This window comes from Streptomyces rubellus (assembly GCF_036323805.1).
In the GTDB taxonomy this organism is placed as follows: Bacteria; Actinomycetota; Actinomycetes; order Streptomycetales; family Streptomycetaceae; genus Streptomyces.
This window is the reverse complement of record NZ_JAZDCX010000008.1, coordinates 58,039-78,416: the sequence shown is the minus strand read 5'-3', so window position 1 is coordinate 78,416 and position 20,378 is coordinate 58,039. Positions and strand designations below refer to the sequence as shown.

Below are 20,378 nucleotides of genomic sequence, written 5' to 3'. Positions count from 1 at the left end.
GGGCGGGGTGCCGGGCCATACGCGCACCGCCGTCCGGCCCGCACGGCATGGCCCGGCCCACCGTCTCTTCAGTCCAGGTCGGACATGTCGAGCACGAAGCGGTAGCGGACGTCGTTTCGCCGGAGGCGGTCGAGGGCCGTGTCCACCTGTGACGACGGGAGTATTTCGATGTCGGCGGCGATGCTGTTGTCGGCGCAGAATTGGAGCATCTCGGCTGTCGCCGGGCGGCCTCCGCTGCCTGCGGAACTGAGCTTCTTGCGGCCGATGAGCAGGTCCGTGGCCTCGACGGTGACGGGGCCCAGGTACCCGAGGAGGCTGAGGGTGCCGTCCATCGCCACCAGTTTCAGATACGGGGCGAGGTCGTGCGGGGCGGAGATGGTGTCGATGACGACGTCGAAGGTGTCGCGGGCCGCGGCCATCTGTTGGGTGTCGGTGGAGGCGATGAGGTCGTGGGCCCCGAGCTCCCGGGCGTCGTCGCGCTTGTCCTGGGTGCGGCTGATGACGGTCGTGGTGGCGCCGAGTGCCACGGCCATCTTGACCGCGAGGTGGCCCAGGCCGCCGAGGCCGGCCACGGCGACGCGGCTGCCGGGGCCCACGCCGAGGGAGCGCAGGGGTTCCCAGACGGTGACACCGGCGCACATCAGCGGGGCGGCCGCGGCCGGGTCGAGCCCGGCGGGGAGCGGGTGGGCGAAGGCGTCGCGCACAACGTACTCGCGGGAGTAGCCACCCAGGGTGGTCGACCCGTCCTGCCGGTCGGTCCCGCCGTAGGTCAGGGTCGGGAAGGAGTGGCAGAAGTTCTCCTGTCCGGCTTCGCACATGGCGCACTCGCCGCAGGAGTCGATGATGTTGCCCACCGCGACGCGGTCGCCGACCGAGAAGGCGGTCACTTCGGAGCCGATCCCGGCCACGACGCCGGTGAATTCGTGACCGGGCACCAGGGGTGCTTCCGCGTGCTGGTCGTGGGTGCGCAGGGCGTGCAGGTCGCTGTGGCACACGCCGCAGTAGTCGACCCGCACCGCGATGTCGTCCGGGCGCAGGTCACGGCGCTCCAGCCGGACGCGCCGCAGCTCCGTCGGGCCGGCCGCCTGCCATCCGTCGGTCGTCCGCATGCGTCTCTCCTTAAACAGACTGTTCTGTCTGTTGCAGCGTAGGGGCGATCGCACACCGAGGCAAACCAACTGTTCTGTTTGGTAGGCTGCGGACATGCCGGAACAGCCGCAGACCTCGCGAGGCGCCGCGACCTACCAGCGCATCCTGGACGCCGCCACGGAAGAGTTCGCCCAGCACGGCATCGCCGGGGCGCGCATCGAGCGCATCGTGGCGGCGGCGCGCACCAACAAGGCTCAGCTCTACGCCTACTTCGGCGACAAGGAGCGACTCTTCGACGCGATCTTCCTCAGCTCGCTGGAGCGCATCACCAACGTTGTGCCCATCGACGCCGACGATCTGGCGGAGTGGGCCGTCCGTCTGTACGACGAATACCTGCGCCGCCCCGACCTCATCCGGCTGGCGACCTGGACACGGCTGGAGCGTCGGCCCACCGGGCACCTCGTCGAGACGCACCAGCACTACGACGACCGCAAGCTCACGGCCATCGCCGAGGCCCAGGCCGCCGGGCGGGTCCGCGCGGGTGACCCGTTCGACATCATGGCCATGGTCATCGCCATGTCCATGGCCTGGTCACCGGTCAGCAACGTATACGCGGCCAGCAGCCAAGAACCCGATGACGTACATGACCAGCGCCGCGCCCTGCTCCGCGACTGCGTCCAAAACGCCACCGCGGCCGGCTGAGGCGACGCATCCCCCTCATGACTGGCACCAACACCCCTGGCGGCACTAACGCATGTTGCCTGGGGTCCGGCCAGGACCGGAGCCCAGGTCTCACACCGGAACTTCGACTGCTTCCACCTGCGGGGCGCGCGGGCCGGGCACCGTAGCCCGGATGGACAGGTCCGGGTCGAGGCGGCTGTTCATGTCCAGCTCGAACCGGCCGTACGGATTCACGTGGGTCCAGAACAGCGGCGACAACGCCCGCCGGTCCGCGTCGGTGAGCCTGTCCGCCCACTTCGGATCGGCCAGGACCTCCTGCATCAGCAGCGTGCTGACATGCACCAACGCGGACTGGAGCAGGTGCAGCGCGAGCATGCTCACCTCCTGGGATTCCTTGTCCGCACCGGCCAGGTCGCCGTCCTTGCCGTAGAAGAGGTCCTTGTTCGCGGAGTTCCAGTTCTCCACGACCTGGAGGCCCTCGTGGATCTCCTGGCGCATCTCGACGTCGGCGAGGTAGTCGCAGACGAAGGAGGTCCACACCGCCCGGCCCAGCTCCTCGATCGCCCGGTACGTCGGGTGCTTGGGCCCTCCCCGGGTGAAGCGCCGCAGGACCTGCTCGGCCTCGGCGGTGCCCAGGCGCAGGGCGGTGGTGTACTTCACGATCTGGTCGTACTGCTGGGCGATCAGGTCCCAGTCGATCGTCTTGGTGGAGAGCACCGGGCTCAGGTTCGGCCAGTTGTCGTCCTCTCCGGCGGCCGGCCGGTACAGCTTCGCGGAGCCGATGTTCTTCAGCCTCGGCATCAGCTTGAAGTCGAGCATGTGAGCGAAGGCGAACCCGACGATGGAGGCACCGTGGGTGTCGGTGTACTGCCGGTCCACCTCCATGTCGGTGCAGTGCCGCAGCACGCCCTCGATCATCGAGGCGACCTCGGGGGCCGAACAGGACTTGAGCCGGGAGTAGATGCACACCGACTTCCGCTCGACATGCCAGTAGATCATCACCCCGGGGCCGCGGTAGCGCTGGTGCCACTCGGTCATCAGGTTGGAGGACCAGGCGCCGAACTTGCGGCTGTCCGAGGCGCACGCGGTGCGGTGCCCCACCACGTTTCGTCCCGGACGGTGAAGGTGGCGTTCACCAGCTTGCGCAGGGCCGTACGCATGTTGGCGCGGTTGACGAACAGGTGCCGCACCCGCCGCAAGGTAGCTTCGCTCTCGCCGTGCTTGCCGGTGACCGCGACCCGCTTGATGCCCATATTGGTGCCCAGGCCGAACAGCACCAGCAGCAGGCGACGCCGCAGCACGTCCTTGGACAGGTTCTCGCGGGTGGCCACCGAGGTGAACTCGGCGATGAAGTCCGTGTCGAACTCGGCGTACTTCAAGATGTCCAGCAGGTCGATGGTGCCCCAGCGCCGCTCGATCTCGCCCTTGACCGCCACCAGGCTCTCCGGCTCCTCTTGCTTGCCGCGCGGGGAGACTCTGATCCACGGCTCACCGTGCTTCCTGACGATCGCCACCCCGCCCGTCGTGCCCTCCGCCAGCGCCTGCTCGAAGCGGTCCAGCGCAGTGCGGAGCTTGCCTTGCAGGGCAGCGATGAACTCCCCGGCGTCCTGCGGCTGGCCCAGCGCGGCGTAGTGCACGTCCCGGTTGTCCTCGAAGTCGGCGGGCAGGTCGTCCTCCGGGTTGCGCCACCGGTTCGCGCCCACCACCCAGATCTCCCGGCGCCGCACCGCGTCGCGCAGCGACACGAGCACGCACAGCTCGTACGGGATGCGCTCGACGCGGCCCTTGTCGTCGACGACCGCCGCCCGCCAGTGCTCGGGCGCCACCCCCGCCAGCGGCACGCTCTCCGCCGGGTCGAAGAACGCGCCCTCCTTCAGCGGCTGGTCCAGGTAGCGCTGGAGCAGGTCGATCGCGTCCATCACCGGCCGGTAGGCGGTGTTGTTGCACTTCAGCTCCAGCGCGCCCAGCAGCGGCGAGAGCATCCGGCGCCAGTGCGCCGAGTACGACGACCGCAGCACCGTACGCACCCGCGCCTTGTAGCGGGCCTCGTTCGCCGCGGCCTCCGCCGCCAGAGCCTTCAACGTCTTCTCCCCGCCTACCACCGGGAAGATCACCCTCCGCACCGTGCCGGACGGCTCGGACAACGCCGCCTCCGCGATCCGCAGCAGCATCCCCTCCTTGCCCCGGACCTTCTTCAGCTCCGCGTTCAGCTCCTTGTCGACCTTCCGCCCCGCCCGCGTGTTGATCTTCAGCACGAGCTGGATGAACAGGTCCACCAGGGAGTCAGTGATCTCCGTCTGCCGCACATGGCACAGCGCAGCCGGCAGCGTCAGGCGCCGTGGCGGCTTCATCCGCTCCAGGTTCGCCGGGTACTCCTTCGACGCCCGCGCCCGCCACGCGTCCACTAGCTTCTCCGACACGTCCGCGAACAAGTCCGCAGGTAACTCCAACCGCCGCACCCGCTCCAGCTTGTTCACCTCCGCCAGCAGGCTCTCTAGTCCCGGCGCCCCCGGATCGGCCTTCAGCTCGGCGAAGTGCGACCGCCCGCCGCCCGACACCGTGCCCTCACCACCGGTTCCCTCGCCCGTCTCGGCCTCGCTGCCGGCGACCAGGTCCTCCAGACGCGAACGCGTCGCGTGTGAGATCCGCTCCACCCTGCTGCGGCAGAACTGGGCCTCGAAGTCCTTGACCGCCTTGCCCACCAGCCGCCCGACCCGCCCCGGGGCGGGCGGCTCAATGCACTCGTTACGGCACCGGGCCACCACCGCCGCCGCAAGACGATCCCGCGACAGCTCCACCGGACATAGTTCAGCGGCCAGCCACTCGGCCAGCCGCTCCTGGTCCTCCTCGGTGTTTGCCCGAAACCCGTATGCCTCCCGGATCTCCTTGCGATGCCTCTTGATCCGGTCGCCTTGCCAGTCGTAGTTCGCCCACACCCCGGCCGAGACCTTTACCTGCTGGGCCACGTACTCCACCGCCGCCGCGGGCATCTCCTTGGCGGACTCCGGGAACCGGGCCTCCACCTCAAAAACTTGAGCAACAATGCGAAGCCCAACCGGGTCGCCCCAGACTTGTTCCGCACCCGCTTCATGTCGTCTTCGAGCAGCGTCCAGACCTCGATCAGGTCTTCCGGCTCCCAGTCCTGCCGCACCCATTCACCCCTCGTCGTCACTCGTTCAGCTCAACGAGGCGGCCAGCCCGGGGAAACGAGGGCTATGGCGGTTACTCAGTGCTACACGCCACCTGGCGGCAGCTATACGAGAACAGGGCCGCATCGCCCACGCGCCGTGCTGCGGCGGGATCCACGGCCCGCGCCGCCTGCCTGCACCCGGCATCGCGGCGCGCATCGACCGCGAGGAGTTCCACCTGCCCGCCCGCCGCCGGCGGACCTGTCACCTGCCGAGCGGCCGGGAGCGCATCCCGTGCGGCGGCACCCACGCCGCCTCCGCCGCCAACCCGGGGCTCATGGACGGGATCGGACACCGCGGTCACCTTCGGTTCCCCCGGGCAGTGCCTCACCAGCACGGTCCTGCACGATACCGACGGCCCGGCCGGTCACGTCCAGCAGATCCTCACGGTCCGGCCTCTGCCGGCGGAAGGCGACGAATGAAGCGGCCGGAGGGCGCCCCCCGGGGGGCGCCCTCCGGCCCTGTACTCACCCACGCACCGTGGAAGGCAGCCGGCGCACCCCCCTTACCTTGCGGGTTCCGCCCGGCACCGCACACGGCTCAGCGTTCGCCCGACGCGGTGAGGTGATCGAGGGACGTGACCATGGCCTTGCGCCGCCCGTTCTTGGCCGGAGCCGAGACCAGCCCAAGCGCCTCGAGCGCGTCGAGGGCACGGCGTGCGGCCACGCGGGAGAGGGAGAAGCGCTCCTGAACGTAGACGATGCTGGCGTTCTGGTCGGTGACGACCGCCTGCGCGATCTTGCGGAGGGTCTCGGCCTCCATTCCGGCGGCCTCCGTCTGCTGGGCGAACGGCTCGTGGGCGGACGTGACGGGCTCGGCAACGGTGGGCTCGCCGACGGCCGGCTCCGTCTCGACGGCGGAGGCGGCAGGCTCGTCGACAACCGGGGTGGGCTCGCCGGCGACCGGCTCCGGTTCGTCGGCGGGGGCCTTCGCCTCCGGACTCCTGCCGTCGGACTCCTCGGTGGACGCGGCATGTTCGCCGACAGGGGGGTCGTTGTCGGTTGTGACCCGGGGATGTTCCGGAGCCCGGGGTGTCTCGACCTCGCCCTCGGCCGCAGGGGCTTCCGGTTCCGGACTCTCGTCGTTGGCGGACTCCTCGGCAACGGTGGGCTCGACGGCAGACGGCTCGGATTCGTCGGCAGGCGCCTTTGAGGCCTCGTCGGCGACCAGGACGGGCTCGACGACGGTGGGCTCGTCGGCGACCGGCTCGGGTACGTCAGTGGCCTGGGCGGGCTCGTCGGTGACCGTCTCCGGCTCCCGGACCTCGTCGCCACCAGGCTCGTCGGCGGACGCGATGGGCTCGTCGACGGTCGGCACGGCGGTCGCTTCCGACGCCTCGGTGGTCGCGGTCTCCTCCCGAGCCGCCAGGGCGGCGCGCAGGTCGGGATTGTCGCGGAAGAAGAAGGTCAGCTCTCCGACCGACAGCCACCCCCACGCCGCGTCTCCCACGGGGTCGAACATGTCCTCGGATCCGGGAACGAACCGGTGCGACTCCCCCTTGTCCGACACGGCCGCGCCGCGGTCGGTGAGGACGAGCAGGGCAGGGCGCCCCTCGTCCTCGCGGCTCCCCGAGAGAGCCACACACAGGATGCGCTCGTCCGCGGCGACGTGTTCACGCGCCAGCTTCTCGGCCTCGTCCCGGACCCAGGGGTCGTCAGCCGAGTCCCTCCTGGACAGGCAGTACGCGATCGCCTTCTCCAGCGGGGCTTCCCGCTCGGGCAGGCCGCTCAGCAGCTCACGGACCGCGTTCCGCAGGGCGTTCGCCGCCTCCGGCTCGGGGTGCTCTCCCTCCGGCTCGGGACGCTCCTCCTCGCGCGGTGCCTCGGGTTCCGTCTCCTGCCGGGCGGGGGCGGCGTCCGCGGCCTCGGGCTCGCGGCGCTCCTCCTCCTTCTCCTCGTCCGGCTCCTCTTGTCGTTCCTGCTCGGCGGAGACGGTGTTCGACGTCTCCGCGGCGGCCGCCCCCCGCTCCTCGGCTCGCTCCCGGGTGGTGCCCCGCAGGCCCGCCGGGGCGCGGCGGACGACGAGGACGCCGAGGCCCGCGGCGGCGAAGACGACGCCTCCGCCCACCAGGAGGGGCAGGGAGCCGAGGACCGCTCCGAGAACGAGGACGAGCAGGCCGGCCACCGTCAGGAGCGCGGCCAGGCGTATGACCGCCTTCGTCCGGGCGTCGCTCGGGGCGCTTTCACGTGAGAACCGCTCTTCCACGGCTGTACGTCCCTCTCCACGGCAGCTTTGGCCACCGCTCTCGTGGTAACTGATGACCCCGCCTGCCACCGGTGCCCGGTGCTCGCAGATCGGGCATGTGCCGCGACGCATCTACGCCCCCTTGTGCCACATTCAGGTGGACGGACTGTAGCGGACGGCGGGAGATATTCGTGGCCCCGGTGCGGCAGTCCGTATCCACAGGGAGAAACCTGCTGACCTGCGAAACCGCCCGTAGCTCATCGACTCCGCTTTTCGAACGGGGCTTTGACCCGGTCCGGGAGCCGAGGCCCGGCGGACCCACCGGGGCGGGCGCGCTCGTGGCACCCGACCGCCGCCGGAGGCACCGTACCAAAGCCGGGGTGTCCCACGGTCACCCGGCGTGGCCCGTGTCACGCGCGGCGGCCTCGGTGACCGGCGACACCGGCGCCGTGGAACCGGGGCCGGGCGCGACCGGCTCGGCCGATGGCCTCCCGTCCTGTCTTCCTGCCCGCGGGCTCACCTTCCACCGCCACACGGGTGAGCCGCCGAGGCGCCGGCCGCGTCCGGGCTTGTTCTTTCTGAGTACTCCGGCGGCGATTCGTGCCCTGGGCCGCGTTTTCGGTGGTGGCGGTGTCGGACGACGGCCTGGTGGTGTCTGTGTCGGATCGACCGGTCCAGCGCGTGTCGCCGGTGGTCACGATCGGGCCGTGCACAGGAGGGTGCACGTGAATCAGTGGCTGCAACCACGGCTCCGCCCCTGCGGATGCGGTCGGCGCTGACGGTGGTCACCGGATCACCTCAGGACATCGTGGATCGGGTGCGTCGCGGTCGGCGTCGAGGTCACGTCCCGACGTACCGGGGTTCCCGGCGTGGCGGTGAGCGCTCCCGGGAGCAGGCGCAGGATGGTCCCGGGGGAGGGGCGCTGGAGGTGGGCACCTGGCTTGAGCTTCAACGTCTGGTGCCGAGTGGCGTCTCGAACTTGATCACTCGGTTCGGTATCCGGCGGACGCGGAAGCGGTCTTCGTCCGTCCATGTGCTCCGACCAAGGAACACACACGTCCAGCACGAAGGCCGCAAGGGCGGGTCTGCCGCAACGCGGCGCCCGGCAAGAGGCATTGGCACAACTGTCACGCCTCCGGGGTGAGTTCCACACCTGTCTCACCGCTCGTCCGGACGCGTTGTTCGAACCGGGGGAACGCACCGCGCCGGGTGCCCCGGGAGTGGGGGAGTCCGGCCTGGCCGGCCTGCCTTCCTCGGCCTGGCCGCAGCCCTCCTCTGCTACAGGCGGCTGATCCGTCTCACCACATAGGACACGCTCTTGGCTCGTCGGCCGATTTGCAGACGCCGGTCGCATTGACGACCCGTTATCCGACGAACTATCGTCTCGACGAGTCACCGAACGACGTTCGATATTACGAACACTTGGGCGGCTTGCTCCGCTCCCGCCGCATTTCGCGGCAGCCGCCGACAGTGAACAGTTCGGCAGGACGGTGTCAGGTACGCCGCCCACTGCTCGGCTCCCCTCCCCGCGCGAGGAGATGTCCATGCGTGTCCCTGCACCGTTCGACGGCCCGACCCGCCGGTGCTCTTCCCAGGCCACCGTTCCGGTGGCTCCCGCCCCGGCGGGTGGAGCCCTGTTCACCTCCCTGCTCGCCCTCGCCCACCGGGTGACCGCACCGGGAGGGGGAGCGGCGGGAGCACCCGCCGACGCCACGACCCCACCCTTGTTCACCGGTCCGGTCAACGGCGACGGCGTGAACCCGTAGCTGACGTGCCACCGCGGTTACCACCACCCGATGGCGATGCCGTACACGGGTCTCCCGGCCATGCGGACGGCGCCCGCGGCCGAGGGGCTCGGGCAGACCGCCCGGGTGCCGGTGGTGCGGCGGACGCACCGGCGGCATCGAGTTCCAGCGCGTGCACGTCGCGGAGAGGACGAGCACCTCCCAAGGGGCCGTGCTCCCACAAGGGCGGGCGCTTCGGCGCCGACGACTGGCTGGGCGTCGACGGCAGTGTCGTCACCCCCGGCGGCAAGCGCTGCCCGACCTGTCCCGGGGTGCCGGCGGTCAAGTGGGCCGGCTCCCATCCCCACACCTGCCTCACCGTGCCGACCGGCTCCTGGACCGAGACGGGAGCGTGCACCGTGCTCTCCGCACCCCCTCCCCCGGGAGTCCCGGGGCGCGCCGATGAACGAGGGCCGGCCGCCCTCCGGCGGCACGACAGCATCACCCGCATCGTCCGCTCCTCCGGCGCCTGACAGGGCCCCGACCACAAGCCCGGCCTCACCCCAGCCGCACGCTCCAAGTCGCGGTCACCGCTTGCCCGCGCAGAAAGGTGCACGATGTCCCCCTCCCTCAGCCGGCGACGCCTCCTCCGACTCGCCGGGGCGACAGCCGCCGCCTCCGCCGCCGGCCCCCTCGTCGGCGGCTTCCCGGCCCGAGCGGCCGTTCCCCCGGTCCGGGCCGACATCGGAACCCTGGCCTTCCCCTTCGACCTCGGCCAGGTCCGGCTGACCGCGAGCCGCTGGCTGGACAACCAGGACCGCACCCGGAACTACCTGAGATTCGTCGACGTCGACCGGCTGCTGTACAACTTCCGCGCCAACCACCGCCTGCCGACCAACGGCGCGTCCGCCACCGGCGGCTGGGAGGCGCCGGACTTCCCCTTCCGCAGCCACTCCCAGGGGCACTTCCTCACCGCCTGGGCGCAGGTGTACGCCGTGACCGGGGACACCGTCTGCCGGGACAAGGCGACGTACATGGTGGCGGAACTGGCCAGGTGCCAGGCCAACAACAGCGCCGCGGGCTTCGGTGCCGGGTATCTCTCCGGCTATCCCGAGTCCGACTTCACCGCGCTGGAAGCACGTACCCTGTCCAACGGGAACGTGCCGTACTACACCGTCCACAAGACCCTGGCCGGGCTGCTGGACGTGTGGCGGCACATCGGCAGCACCCAGGCCCGTGAGGTGCTGCTGGCACTGGCGGGCTGGGTCGACCGGCGCACCGGCCGGCTCGGCGCCGCCCAGATGCAGGCCGTGCTGGGCACCGAGTTCGGCGGCATGAACGCCGTACTGGCCGACCTTCACCAGCAGACCGGCGACGCACGGTGGCTCGCCGTCGCCCAGCGGTTCGACCACACCGCGGTCTTCGACCCGCTGGCGGTGGGCCAGGACAGGCTGGCCGGGCTGCACGCCAACACCCAGGTGCCGAAGTGGATCGGGGCCGTCCGCGAGTACAAGGCCACCGGCACCGCCCGTTACCGGGACATCGCCGCCAACGCCTGGAACATCTGCGTCGGCGCGCACACCTACGCCATAGGCGGCAACAGCCAGGCCGAGCACTTCCGCGCCCCGAACGCCATCGCCGCCCACCTCAGGCAGGACACGTGCGAGAGCTGCAACACCGTCAACATGCTCACCCTCACCCGGGAACTGTTCGCCCTCGACCCGGACCGGGCCGCACTGTTCGACTTCTACGAGCAGGCGTGGCTGAACCATGTGATCGGCCAGCAGAACCCGGCCGACCCGCACGGCCACGTCACCTACTTCACCCCGCTCAACCCCGGGGGCCGGCGTGGCGTGGGCCCGGCCTGGGGCGGCGGCACCTGGAGCACCGACTACACCACCTTCTGGTGCTGCCAGGGCACGGGCCTGGAGATGCACACCCGGCTGATGGACTCGATCTACTTCCACGCCGGCACCACACTGACCGTGAACCTGTTCGTGCCCTCGGTGCTCACCTGGGCCCGGCGCGGTATCACCGTCACCCAGACCACGTCCTACCCGGCGAGCGACACCACGACCCTGCGTGTCACCGGCGACACCGGCGGAACCTGGACGATGCGCGTCCGCATCCCCGGCTGGACCACCGGGGCCACCGTCGGCGTCAACGGCACCGCGCAGAACATCACCGCCACTCCCGGCAGCTACGCGTCCCTGACCCGCGCCTGGGCCCCCGGCGACACCGTCACCGTCCGCCTGCCCATGCGGACCGTCGTGCGGCCGGCCAACGACGCCCCCGACGTCGCCGCGATCACCTACGGCCCGGTCGTCCTGTCCGGCGACTACGGCGACACCGCCCTCGGTTCCCTCCCCTCCCTGGACACGTCCTCGATCAGGCGGACCAGCCCCACCGCACTCGCCTTCACCGCCACCGCGAACGGGTCCACCGTCACGCTCGGCCCCTTCCACGACGCGCACGGCCGCAACTACACCGTCTACTGGAACACCGGCGGCCTCGCCTCCGTCCGCCTGGTCAACGCCGCCAGCGGCCTCGTGCTGGGCATCCAGGACATGTCCACCGCCGACGGCGGCCGCGCCCTGCAGTGGAGCGACTCCGGCACCGCCGACCACGACTGGGAGATGATCCCCGACGACGATGCCTTCCGTTTCCGCAACGTCCACAGCGGCAAGGTGCTCGGTGTGCAGGACATGTCCACCGCCGACGGCGCCACCGTCCTCCAGTGGTCGGACAACGGCACCGCCGACCACCGGTGGACCCTCCTCGACCAGGGTGACGGCACCTGCACGATCCGCAACGCGCACAGCGGGAAGCTGCTCGCCATCGAGAACGGCTCCACCGCGATCGGCGCCTTCGCGGTCCAGGACTCGGACAACGGCACGGCCGACAATCGGTGGCGCGTCGTGCGGTGACGACCGGCCGGGCGGGACACGGGCGAGGCGCCACAGGCCGATCGAACGGAACCCTGCTCCTTGTCCTGCGGGTCTGTCGAACGAGCGGCTCTGTCTCACATTCAGTGGTGACGGACAGTAAGAGTTGGACGGCGCTGCTTGCGGAGAGTGCGACCGGCGCTCTGACCTTGACAGTTCGAACGGATGGCAGCGCACCGAGGTCGCTGAGCTTGGCGCGCCTGACTCTTACGGACAGACGCCGAGCTGGTCAGCCGGTACCGGAGAACGATCGCTACGGTGCGCGGACCTGAGGGTTCTGGTCGACGGCCTGCCCATCATCACTGTTACTTTCCGTCACCACCGAATGTGAGACAGAGCCGAACGTCTTACAGTCCCTAGGAGTACCGGTTTCTACCGCAGTACAGCGTTCAGATCCCCGATGTAGACGATCGCGTTCCCGGCTGGGGCCGGCTCCTCGAAGCGGGAGAAGAAGTCGTCCAGTGCCTCGGGGGTCACGGTGAGCGCGTCCTCGCGCTGGTTGCGCTGCTCAAGGCGCCGCAGCAGCTCGGTCTTCTCGACGGGGAGGCATATGACCGACTCCTGCAGGTGCGGCTCGCAGAGCTGGGAAAGCCGGGGAGAGACAGCTCCGACAGTTTTGGCTCGTCGGGATGAGCACGGTGCGACAGCGACGACGGTTGAGGCGTTCGTGGGGTGCTCGCAGGGGCCGGTCCGGTCGCTCAGGTTTCGTCGGCGGTACGAACCGTCGGCTTCCGCTGCTGGTCGTGGGTGGCCGCCCAGGTCGCCAGCAGGCGCAGGCCGTCCTCGGAGGCGGTGCCGGGTTCGGCGCAGTAGGCGAGGAGGGTCAGGTCGTCGTCGGCGACGAGTGCCATGGCCTCGAAGGTGAGGTGGAGGGTGCCGATGGCGGGGTGGTGGAGGTTTTTGACGCCGGTGGTGTGGCGGCGTACGTCGTGGCGGGCCCAGCGGGTGCGGAAGTCCTCGCTGCGGGTGGACAGTTCGCCGATCAGGGCGGTCAGGTCCGGGTCGAAGGGGTTGCGGCCGGCATGGACGTGCAGCAGGGCCACGGCGTCGTCCGCGGCCTGGTCCCAGTTGTCCAAGAAGTCGTGGGAGCGGGCGTCGAGGTAGATGAACCGGACGTGGTTGGGAGGCCGCGTCGTGGTGTCGTGGAGCGGCGCGAACAGGGCGCGGCCGAGTGCGTTGCTCGCCAGGACGTCCGTGCGGCCGTTGATGACGGCTGCCGGGGTGTCGGTCATCGTGTCGAGGAGGCGCTGGACATTGGGCCGCACGCCCTGCGGGGCCGCCGGTTTGCGGCGTCGGCGCGGACTTGTTCTGGCGGCGCGGGCCAGGTTGTGGAGGTGGGCCCGTTCCGCGTCGTCCAGCCGCAGGGCGCGGGCGATCGCGTCCAGGACGGCGTCGGAGACCCCGGTGAGGTTGCCCCGTTCCAGGCGGGCGTAGTACTCGACGCTGACCCCGGCGAGCTGCGCGGCCTCGGCGCGGCGTAGTCCGGGCACCCGGCGGGTGCCGTAGCTGGGCAGCCCGGCCTGGTCGGGGGTGATCCTGGCCCGGCGGGAGGTCAGGAACTCGCGAATCTCGCTGCGGTGGTCCATGCCTTCCAGGCTAGGCAGCCGCAGGGCCTGGTGGGGTGCCCTGCCATTACATCTTTCAGCGGTGACTCCCTCGTTCGCCGACGCAGCGGTTGCATGGTTGTCGGCCCGCTCATCGCATGGTTTCGGACCGGCTCTGCGGGCTCTCACCCAGATCAGGAGAGCGGTGGTCTCATGACCCCTCTCCTGGCCAGATCAGCGAAGGACATCAGCATGCGGAACGTCACCTTCACCAACGCAGGCGTCACCATGGCCGGGAACCTCCACCTCCCGGACGGCTTCTCCGAGGACCGGTCCCACCCGGCGATCGTGTCTGTCCACCCCGGTGGCGGCGTCAAGGAGCAGACGGCCGGCCTCTACGCCGAAAAGCTCGCCCGCGAGGGCTTCGTCACCCTCGCCTTCGACGCCTCCCACCAGGGTGAGAGCGGCGGTGAGCCCCGCCACCTCGAAGACCCCGCCTCCCGGGCCGAGGACGTGCGGGCGGCCGTGGACTACCTGTCCACGCTCGGCTACGTCGACGCCGGCCGCATCGGTGTACTGGGCATCTGCGCCGGCGCCGGCTATGCCGTCAACGCCACGATGACCGACCGCCGTATCAAGGCCGTTGGCACCGTCAGCCCGATCGACATCGGCGCCGCCTACCGCCTGGGCTGGGACGGGACCGAGCCCGTCGCCACGCAGCTCGCGACGCTCGACGCGGTGGCGCAGCAGCGGGCCGCCGAAGCCGCGGGCGCCGACGCCGCCATCGTGCCGTACGTGGCCGAGACGGTGGACGAGACCACGGTCCCCGACATGGCCGAGGCCCACGACTACTACCGCACGCCGCGGGCCCAGCACCCCCGCTCCGACAACCGCATGCTGTTCACCAGCATCGCGAACATCTACGCCTTCGACGCGTTCCATCAGGTCGAGACGCTGCTGACCCAGCCGCTGCTCCTGGTCGCCGGCAGCAAGGCCGGCTCCCTGTGGCAGGCCGAGCAGCTCCTGCCGCGCGTGAACAGCCCCAAGGAGCTGGTCCTCGTCGACGGCGCCACACACGTCGCCCTCTACGACATCCCCGAGTACGTCGACCAGGCAACCGCTCACCTGTCCCCGTTCTTCACGAAGTACCTCTGATCTTCCCGCCGGGCGACCGGCGCCGAACACGCACCCCTGCTCCCCCCAAACGAAGAAAAGGGACTGTAAGACGTTCGGCTCTGGCTCACTTCCGGTGGTGGCAGACGGGCACGCCCACCGGCCAAGGCCCTCCTGCGCCGGCCCTGTGCAGGGTGGATGCCTCCTATTCGGGGCGGCCGTCGGCGAGCCACTGGGCGAGGCCACGCAGTCCGGCCGCCCACCGCCCGAGGTCGGTGACCTCGGCGTGCCCGGTGACGACGGTGAGCAACTCGGCCACCGCCTCGTCCGGCCGCTGGGCGTCGTTGAGTGTCAGGGCGCGGAAGACGCGTACGGAGTCCGAGCCGGGAAACTCTCTGCGGGCCCGGTCGAGCACCGCTAGCGACTCGTCCAGCTCGCCCAGCCACCTCAGGGTGCTGGCGTACTGGCACAGGCACCGGCGCAGGGCGTCACCGTCGAGGCCGAGGGCGAGCGCCCGCTCGTAGTAGCCGCGGGCGGTTTCCTCCTGGCCCGCGGTGTCGTAGGCGCCACCCACCTCGTATGTGAGGACCGGGTGATCGGGGTGTTCGGCGAGCAGTGTCTGGAAGTAGGCGATCGTCGGCGCCATGTTCGCCCGGTCGCGCCGGTCGTAGCCACGCTGGATCGCCTCGGCCAGTTCGGGCGTCACGTCGGTCGTCACTGCTGCGCCCCCATGCGTACGGGTCCGGAGATCGGCTCACCGTAGCGCAGCCTCGCCCGCAGGCGCCCACCTGTGGGTCGGCCCGGCGTTGGCAGCGTTGGCGTCCATATTCGACGGGCCGTGCTCCCCGGCAGATGCGGATACCTGCTTCGCCGAGGGCGGGCTACTGTCAGCCACCGATTGTGACGAGCGGCGCCCCGGTTCCCCGCGTCTGCAAGTCTGTCAACCGAGAGGGCCCGGTGGTGTCGACACCGCTTACAGGTCGCCGCCCCCTACAAGACGCTGTGCACCTTCAGCCGTACCTGGCTGTGCACATCGGCCCGTACGCCGACACCACGGGCCCGTCGTCGACGACGTACGGGTCCACACCCGCTGCTCCGACCCCTGCTGCCGCTGACCGCCCTTCAGACCGGCTGCCCGGCCGGTACCGGTGACTACCCGCGTCAGTGACACGCAGGTCCCCGGCGCATCACGCCGGGGACCTGCGCTGCGCGGGAGGAGGTCAGGAGCGTTCACCCGGGAAGCGTTTCCACCAGCTTCTCCTGCGCCTTTCCTCTCGCGGAGCGGCGCTGTCCGGAGACCGCTTCGACGCGTCATCGGCGGCGGGCTCGTACAGCACCTCGGCACCGCCGCCGGCGGTGATCTCGTCCGGCGGTCACGGGTCCGGCGCTCAGACGTCACCCGCAGGACTGATCGCGGGCCGAAGCCGGGCCGCGCGCCGGCGCCCGGCCCTAGAGTCCGGCGGCATGACGCATGCAACAGGTATCACTGCGATCGTGCAACAGGTCCGTCAGGAGATGCGCGAGGAACTGCGGCAAAGGGTCCGCGAGGCCGTCGCCGACCGGCCGCGGGAGTGGCTGCTGGAACAGCTCCTGGACCTCGCTCTCACGCCGGGGCTGCCGGCCCAGCGAGAGGAGCGGCCGCCGGGCGGCCGGGAGACACAGTGGTCGGAGCCGGAAGAGGAGCGGCAGGCGCGGATGGAGCGCCTCCGTGCCCGGTCCGTCGACCTCGGTCTCCTGCGCCAGTACGTGGGCCGGTACCGGAGACTGACCCGGCAGGCCCTGATCGAGGACGGCCTGCTGGTGGCTCCGCCCGCCAAGGGATCGCCTGGTCTGATCGGTCCGGAACACCGCACGGAGGCCGGTGAAGAGCTGCTGCGCGAGGCGAAGGACCTGCTGTATGCCCTGCTGTTCGGTGACGAGGAAGCCGGCGTGACGCTGCACCGGGTGGAGCGGGAGCTGCTGACGCTGACCGTGCCGCGGGGCAAGGCGCACGCCATCTCCTTCGTGCTGCGTGCCGCGACCGAGATCGGGGCCCAGGGGACATGGCGGGACCCGCGGGGAGCCGCGCACGACGACCGGGCGCCGAACACCGTGTTCCAGGTCGAGTACGGAGAGGTCGCCGAGGAACTGGTCGGTAACGGCATCACCGCCTGTCTGAGACTGATCAACGATCTGGAGGTCAACGAGCAGGTGCTCTACGGGCGCATGGAAAACGTCGAAGAAAGCACGCTCGCCTGAGAGGAACCGCCGATGGGCCCGCCGCACGCTGCCGCGGCGACCGCTGCGCCCAGCACACGGACGGTTCGTCGCCGGTCCGGACACGGGGACCGGGAAGACGGCCGCGCGGTCCCGGGCCCACCGACCGGTCGATGGCGGCGTCAGGTGCCCCGCCGCCGGGCCTGCTCCCCGGCGGGCGCCGGCGGTCGGCCGTGATGCCGCAGGGAGCACCCCGGCGAAAGGCAGTCTCCTGCCTTCCTCTCAGGAGGCGATGGTGGGGGCGGGCGGGGTCCAGCGGCGGGAGCGGGGGACGGTGGTGGAGACGCCGTAATCCTTCTTGAGCTGCTCGGGGATGGCGTAGTGCATCACCCGGCCGCGGGTGAGGGTGGACAGCTCGAAGACGGTGGTGAGGTGTCCGAGCCGGTCCAGGGCCCAGGCACCCAGCGGAGAACGGTCCTCGAGGGTCTCCAGCACGCCCAGTACAGCGGGAGCGGCCTTGACGGCGGTATCCCAGGAGGTGCGGGGAACGTCGAGCCAGTCGGCGCAGGTGTCACCGGTCAGGTAGCGGATCAGGGCGGAGACGATCGGGTCGAAGAAGGTGCCGGGGACGACCTCCTCGTACAGATCGATCAGCTGCCGGGTCAGGCGGGCGCCCTCCTCGGACGGCCCCATGCGGCGGACCAGGTACAGGTCCAGGAAGCGGCGGGCGGCCTGAAGGTCCTCGGGCGCGGCGCCCTGGTCGGCACCGAGCATGGCACCGACCACCCGCCAGGCGTAGTAGTAGGCCTCGGCGCCCTCGGCGGACATGTGGATGCCCAGGCGGTGCAGGGAGTCCAGCACCAGCAGGGAGAAGAACATCTGCCCGCCGATCATGTCCTCCTGGCAGATCGGCGTCCCCAGCCCCTCGACGTCCCAGCGGCCCTCCCGCTTGAGGTGGTGGCGGACGGCGGCGTGCAGCAGGCGGACCTTCTGCGCGGCGGGGACGAAGCGGCCGCCGGCCTCGAAAGCGTCGGGCCGCATGAGGTGGACGGTGAACTGCCCGGTCTCGGCCATCCTTGTCGCGGCCCGCACCAGCGCGTCGCTGTCGGGCTGCCCGGCCGTCCGCCACCCCCAGTAGCAGAACGCCGACCGCAGCCGCCTGCCGTGAGCGGTGACGGCGCGCAACTGCTCGGCCACCGGCGCCAGCTCCGCGTCGAGGGCCAGCAACCGGTCGGCCTCCTCCGTGACGAAGCGGCGCAGTACGTCGTCGATACGGCCCTTGAAAGTCTGAGCTTCGCCGCCGGGCATCACCATGGCGTGCGTGGCGCTGTGTGCGCTGCCGTCAGCCATTGCCGCGTTCGGCGCGTCGGGCGGCGGCGTGCCGGGACAGTACCTCCAAGTACGCCGGCGGCGGTGAGGTGGCCAGGCGGTCCAGCGCCAGTCGTCCGCGGGTCCTGAGGTCCTGCCTGCTTCTGCCAGGTCGGCCAGGTCCGCCCGGCCGAGCAGGCGACGCAGGCCGTCCAAGGCGGTGGTCAGGTTCTCCAGCGTTCAGTCCGCTGCTCCTGCGGCCAGTAGCAGCGTGTCGCTGCCCTCCGGGCCGCGCTCTCGTTCCATCCTGTACGTCACCGTGCCCCCTCCCCGAAGCGCGACGCCGGCAGCACCGGTCATCGCGCTGCCGGGCCGGCCAGTCGCCCTGTGTCATCCCGTCGACAGCTTGGCCGAGACGGTCGGGCGAGGCGGGGCGTATCAGCATTCGGGTGAACGACTGGACTGGTATTCGCGTAACAGTCGCGAGTCGTCACAGCGGGCGGCAGGTCTCCGCTCCCCGCCCGACCAGGAGAGGACGAAGAGCGCTGCCCGCCGGAATCGTGGCCGGACGGGCTGCCCTTCCCCGGGGCAGCCCACCCGGTGGAAGGCGCGAGGTGGTCTCAGTCGCCCGCGGCTCGCGGGAAGAGCACGGTGAACGCCTCGGACGGATTTTCCAGCCCGCGGGTGAACGGTGAGTCGAAGTACCAGACGAGGAAGAGGAGAAAGGTGATCAGCGCGGTGAACAGGCCGGCCAGCACCAGCTCACGGCCCGAGCGCTGGATCTGCAGGGCGAACACCATGCCCACCGCGATCACCGCGCCCGCCACCAGCCCGAACCACACCACGCCGGGCAGCGTCGGCTCGGCACCCTGTACACGGGCGGTACGGGCCTCGTCGGCGGCGGCGACCTGGTCCACCAGGGACTGGTACGTCTGCGCCTCGCGCGGGGTGACCGGAGTGTAGTCGGTGACGTTCCGCCGCAGCCGGTCGAAGAGCAGCGCCCCCCGCTCGGTCGCCTCGCCGTGCTCGGCCATGTGAGGCCATTCCACTGTCACCGCGTGGCGGACATAGGCGTCGACGTCGCCGCAGACGCGGTCGCGGTCCGCGGCGGGATAGGCCTGGGCGCGTTCGCACACCTCGTGCAGTGCCTGCGCCTCCTGGCGCACCCACTCCTCGGCGGCCGAGCGGCCCTCCCAGGCGCCCGCGATGGCCAGACCGAGCACGATCGCGTACACCACACCGATCATCATCGTCATGTACTCGATGACGTCGGGAGTCTCGGACGGGTCGTCGTCCTCGCCCGCCCGGCGCTGACGCAGCAGGATGACCGTCACGACGGCCGCGCAGGAGACAGCGACGGTGAGCAGCAGGAAGAGCCATTCGGCCATGGGGTTCCCCGGGGTATCAGAGGGCCTGGCGGGAGCGGGAACTCGCACCGGAACGAGGACGCAGGGCGGCGGCGGCCAGCACGGCGGGAGCGACGATCAGCAGGACGCGGCCGATGAGCGGGAGGCCGGAGCCGGGACGGTGGCGCGGGGCGGTAGCGCGGATCGTGGCCGGGGGAGAAGCACCCGGGGAGGAACCGGCGTGCTCCGGCAGGGGGACCTCACGGGGTGGTGCGGTTCTTTCCGGGGGCCGCGGCGCGGCGGTGGGCACGGCCGTCCGGTGGGACGCCGGCATTGTGGCGGTGGGTGGGGGAGACGTGGGAGAGGGTGAGGGTGGGGGCGTGTGCGCGGGCGGCGGGGAAGGAGCGGGTGCGGGTGGTGGAGGAGACGGCGGGGGAGTCGTCTGCGGGGGAGACGTGGGTGAGGGCGGGGGCGGAGCCGTGTGCGTGGGCGGCGGAGGAAGAGGTGAGGGCGGAAGGCACGGACGGCCCGAGATCAAGTCGAGCCGTATGCCGAGGTGTCCGCCGACCGCGATCGTCACGGACAGGCCCGGACAGTCCGACCGTGCCAGGACCACCAGGGAAGGGTGACCTTCGGCCGGTCGAGCCTTGGCGTCGTCCCCGGCCCGGACCTCGATGCCCGGCAGGGTAAGCCCGGAACCGGTCCGCTCCTCGGCACGGGCACTGTCCGGCGCGATGAACGCGAGAAGTGTCCCGGCCACCACCGCGCCCGCACCCAGCCTGCTGTGTTCTCGGCTCACAGTCTTTCCTTTACGCGCCCGGGACGACAGGCGCAGGAGAACGGGGAGAGGATCCCTCGATGCAGTGATTCCCGGTGAGACGGGACGAGGTCGCCAATGAGTTTTCCGGCGGAGCCGCCATCGCCGGGACAAACGTCAACAAGGCACAGCGCGTCCCGGGGGTGAGGACGTGCGCCCGGGTGCGCGCCGCGGACAGCGGCACGGGCGCCCTGGGGCGGGACAGGCGCAAGTCGTACTCCGTCCCAGCCGTCATACCTGCCT

General features: G+C 70.8%; 12 protein-coding genes and 1 pseudogene. 5 read left to right on the top strand and 8 right to left on the bottom strand.

What is annotated here, in order from left to right; translation table 11 throughout:
* Nucleotides 1–68: 68 nt before the first annotated feature.
* Complete coding sequence (locus V1L54_RS11555) at nt 69–1,109, bottom strand: NAD(P)-dependent alcohol dehydrogenase (RefSeq protein ID WP_330117845.1); 1,041 nt, start codon at nt 1,107–1,109, stop codon at nt 69–71.
* Between the two features lie 94 nt (nt 1,110–1,203).
* Between V1L54_RS11555 and V1L54_RS11550 the strand changes: the two genes are divergently transcribed.
* A complete protein-coding gene (locus tag V1L54_RS11550; protein WP_330117844.1) occupies nt 1,204–1,791 on the top strand; it encodes a TetR/AcrR family transcriptional regulator in 588 nt (195 codons plus the stop codon).
* A 90-nt stretch (nt 1,792–1,881) separates the two neighbouring features.
* On the opposite strand, the pseudogene V1L54_RS11545 reads toward V1L54_RS11550, so the two are convergent.
* Together V1L54_RS11545 and V1L54_RS11535 are read right to left on the bottom strand one after the other, a co-directional pair.
* Nucleotides 1,882–4,760: pseudogene (locus tag V1L54_RS11545) on the bottom strand (Tn3 family transposase).
* A gap of 738 nt (nt 4,761–5,498) precedes the next feature.
* Nucleotides 5,499–7,163 carry a hypothetical protein gene (locus V1L54_RS11535; protein ID WP_330117843.1) on the bottom strand — a complete coding sequence of 555 codons (1,665 nt, stop codon included), beginning with the start codon at nt 7,161–7,163 and terminating at the stop codon, nt 5,499–5,501.
* A gap of 1,523 nt (nt 7,164–8,686) precedes the next feature.
* Here V1L54_RS11535 and V1L54_RS11530 point away from each other — a divergent pair.
* Nucleotides 8,687–8,908, top strand: a complete 222-nt coding sequence (locus V1L54_RS11530) for a hypothetical protein (RefSeq protein WP_330117842.1) — start codon at nt 8,687–8,689, stop codon at nt 8,906–8,908.
* Nucleotides 8,909–9,483: 575 nt separating this feature from the next.
* Entirely contained in the window at nt 9,484–11,793 is a 2,310-nt protein-coding gene (locus tag V1L54_RS11525) for a beta-L-arabinofuranosidase domain-containing protein (protein ID WP_330117841.1), read from the top strand.
* Between the two features lie 716 nt (nt 11,794–12,509).
* On the opposite strand, the gene V1L54_RS11520 is transcribed toward V1L54_RS11525, so the two are convergent.
* Entirely contained in the window at nt 12,510–13,397 is an 888-nt protein-coding gene (locus V1L54_RS11520) for a helix-turn-helix transcriptional regulator (protein WP_330117840.1), read from the bottom strand.
* 171 nt (nt 13,398–13,568) lie between these two features.
* Between V1L54_RS11520 and V1L54_RS11515 the strand changes: the two genes are divergently transcribed.
* Complete coding sequence (locus V1L54_RS11515; protein WP_330117839.1) at nt 13,569–14,510, top strand: alpha/beta hydrolase; 942 nt, start codon at nt 13,569–13,571, stop codon at nt 14,508–14,510.
* 163 nt (nt 14,511–14,673) lie between these two features.
* Here V1L54_RS11515 and V1L54_RS11510 read toward each other — a convergent pair whose 3' ends face one another.
* The gene (locus V1L54_RS11510) at nt 14,674–15,186 is read right to left on the bottom strand and encodes a tetratricopeptide repeat protein (protein ID WP_330117838.1); all 513 of its coding nucleotides are present in this window, start codon (nt 15,184–15,186) and stop codon (nt 14,674–14,676) included.
* A 776-nt stretch (nt 15,187–15,962) separates the two neighbouring features.
* On the opposite strand from V1L54_RS11510, the gene V1L54_RS11505 reads away from it, so the two are divergent.
* Nucleotides 15,963–16,706 (top strand): hypothetical protein, encoded by a 744-nt coding sequence (locus V1L54_RS11505; protein ID WP_330117837.1) that lies wholly within the window; start codon nt 15,963–15,965, stop codon nt 16,704–16,706.
* Between the two features lie 240 nt (nt 16,707–16,946).
* Here the strand turns inward: V1L54_RS11505 and V1L54_RS11500 are convergent, their stop codons facing one another.
* The 3 genes from V1L54_RS11500 to V1L54_RS11490 all read right to left on the bottom strand — a co-directional run bounded on the left by V1L54_RS11500 (nt 16,947) and on the right by V1L54_RS11490 (nt 19,839).
* Nucleotides 16,947–17,978 carry an oxygenase MpaB family protein gene (locus V1L54_RS11500; RefSeq protein WP_443076602.1) on the bottom strand — a complete coding sequence of 344 codons (1,032 nt, stop codon included), beginning with the start codon at nt 17,976–17,978 and terminating at the stop codon, nt 16,947–16,949.
* Between the two features lie 614 nt (nt 17,979–18,592).
* The gene (locus tag V1L54_RS11495; RefSeq protein ID WP_330117836.1) at nt 18,593–19,360 is read right to left on the bottom strand and encodes a bestrophin-like domain; all 768 of its coding nucleotides are present in this window, start codon (nt 19,358–19,360) and stop codon (nt 18,593–18,595) included.
* A gap of 218 nt (nt 19,361–19,578) precedes the next feature.
* On the bottom strand, nt 19,579–19,839 hold the full coding sequence (locus V1L54_RS11490; RefSeq protein ID WP_330117835.1) for a hypothetical protein: 261 nt from the start codon (nt 19,837–19,839) through the stop codon (nt 19,579–19,581).
* Between the last annotated feature and the right edge of the window lie 539 nt (nt 19,840–20,378).